3 protein-coding genes are annotated in these 1,777 nt (G+C 38.0%); 1 reads left to right on the plus strand and 2 read right to left on the minus strand.

The features are described from left to right. Positions 1-44 precede the first annotated feature (44 nt). A complete protein-coding gene (locus DBR11_RS25305) occupies positions 45-395 on the plus strand; it encodes a hypothetical protein (RefSeq protein ID WP_108555359.1) in 351 nt (116 codons plus the stop codon). 2 nt (positions 396-397) lie between these two features. Here DBR11_RS25305 and trmD read toward each other — a convergent pair whose 3' ends face one another. After that, positions 398-1,075, minus strand: coding sequence for a tRNA (guanosine(37)-N1)-methyltransferase TrmD (trmD, locus tag DBR11_RS25310; protein ID WP_108555360.1), 678 nt, complete (start codon positions 1,073-1,075; stop codon positions 398-400). Between the two features lie 4 nt (positions 1,076-1,079). Then, positions 1,080-1,607, minus strand: coding sequence for a ribosome maturation factor RimM (rimM, locus tag DBR11_RS25315; protein ID WP_108555361.1), 528 nt, complete (start codon positions 1,605-1,607; stop codon positions 1,080-1,082). Between the last annotated feature and the right edge of the window lie 170 nt (positions 1,608-1,777).

Raw genomic sequence — 1,777 nt, forward strand, 5'->3', positions numbered from 1 at the left:
ATACTAAATATTTTCGTTACAGAACAGGTAACAACTAATTTTTTATGGACATCAAATTAATCGTAGACGAAATTTTAAAGGCAAAGAACCGCTCATTAAGCTGGCTGGCAGCAGAAATGGAGAAAACGTTCGATGGATTAAAATTGAGCTTGGTTAGAGGATCTATTAAATATAACGACATTATTTTAATGTCGAGAATACTTGAGGTTTCTCCATCTTATTTCTTCGAGCAGGAACATGATGTCTATTCTTTGAAAGAATCAAGCACTACGGCCGAAGATGAGCCAGAGTATGGAAGTATGAAAAGAGAGCTTAAGGTCTGCAAAGAAATGATCGCAGCCCTTAAAGATCAGATAAAAGACAAAGAAAAGATAATTACCTTGCTCAGCAGGTAGTTTTAGTCTGCCAGCAAATCCGGACGTCGTTTTTTTGTCCGGGCAAGTGCTTGCTCATAACGCCATTCGTTAATTTTAGCTTCATGGCCACTCAACAGAATATCGGGTACTTTGTGTCCATTCCAGTCTGCTGGCCTTGTATATACCGGGGCATCCAGAAGATCTCCCTGAAAGCTATCTGATAAAGCAGAAGTTTCATCGTTCAGAACACCAGGAATAAGCCGTACAATAGCATCAACCAATACCGCAGCAGGCAACTCCCCACCAGACAATACATAATCTCCTATAGAGATTTCCCTGGTCACAAAAATATCCCGGATCCGTTGGTCTATCCCTTTATAGTGGCCGCAAAGAATGATCACATTTTTTCTTATCGAAAGTTCATTTGCAATATTCTGATTAAGCGTTTCCCCGTCAGGACTCATAAAGATTACCTCATCATATTCCCGCTCTTTTTTGAGGGCTTCAATGCATTTAGCAAAGGGCTCTATACCCATTACCATACCAGATCCGCCTCCATAAGGATAATCATCAACACTTTTCTGCTTGTTACTTGCATAATCCCGCAGGTTATGTACCACAATTTCAGCAATGCCCTTTTTCTGAGCCCTTTGAAGAATAGAATGGGCAAAAGGACTTTCCAACAAGCCAGGAAGAACAGATATAATATCGAAACGCATGGGGTTAATTGTTAAGGTAAATGTCTAACAGGCCTTCTGGAAGATCGATCAGCAGGGTTTGACGCTCTTCATCAATTTCCAGAATCATATCCTCATTTAAAGGAAACAAAACCTCTTTATTCTGATAAGAAATAGTAGCTACAAACTGTTGTGGATACTCATTAACTTCGATGATCTCACCGAGCTCTCCTTGCTTTTCGTCAGAAACAATATAACCTTTCAGATCATTATAATGAAAATCTTCATCTTCTCTGTCGGGAACTTTAGACAAAGGAATATAAATTTTTTTTCTTAATAGAGGTTGTGCCTTATCAATATGATCTACATCGTCAAAAAAGAAATTTCCGGTATTGTTGGGTTGCAATTTATAGGACGAAATAAAAAAAGGAACCATTTTACCATTGATCTCGGCAAATACCACATCAAGATCAAGTAATTCCGGTTCATCATATTCAAAATACAACTGAACCTCTCCTTTCAATCCTTTTGTTTTTGTAATATATCCTATATAAAATGCTTCTTCTGCTTTCATTGTTTCAATTTAAAGGCACGGTCTGAAAGGATTTACCACCACCTTCCGGCCACCCGAAAATAAATTCAGGAAGACCACCGCTTTAACTAAATGTATTAAATAAAAATAGCGAAGGGCTTTCAATGTGAATGAATCCTTCGCTATCCTTTAGAATAACAAAAATACTATGC

The organism is Pedobacter sp. HMWF019, from assembly GCF_003061025.1.
In the GTDB taxonomy this organism is placed as follows: domain Bacteria; phylum Bacteroidota; class Bacteroidia; order Sphingobacteriales; family Sphingobacteriaceae; genus Pedobacter.

What these genes read in the sequence shown, in the direction of transcription:
- trmD (WP_108555360.1), bottom strand. Translation starts at nt 1,075, where the DNA reads ATGCGTTTCGATATTATATCTGTTCTTCCTGGCTTGTTGGAAAGTCCT.
- rimM (WP_108555361.1), bottom strand. Translation starts at nt 1,607, where the DNA reads ATGAAAGCAGAAGAAGCATTTTATATAGGATATATTACAAAAACAAAA.
- DBR11_RS25305 (WP_108555359.1), top strand. Translation starts at nt 45, where the DNA reads ATGGACATCAAATTAATCGTAGACGAAATTTTAAAGGCAAAGAACCGC.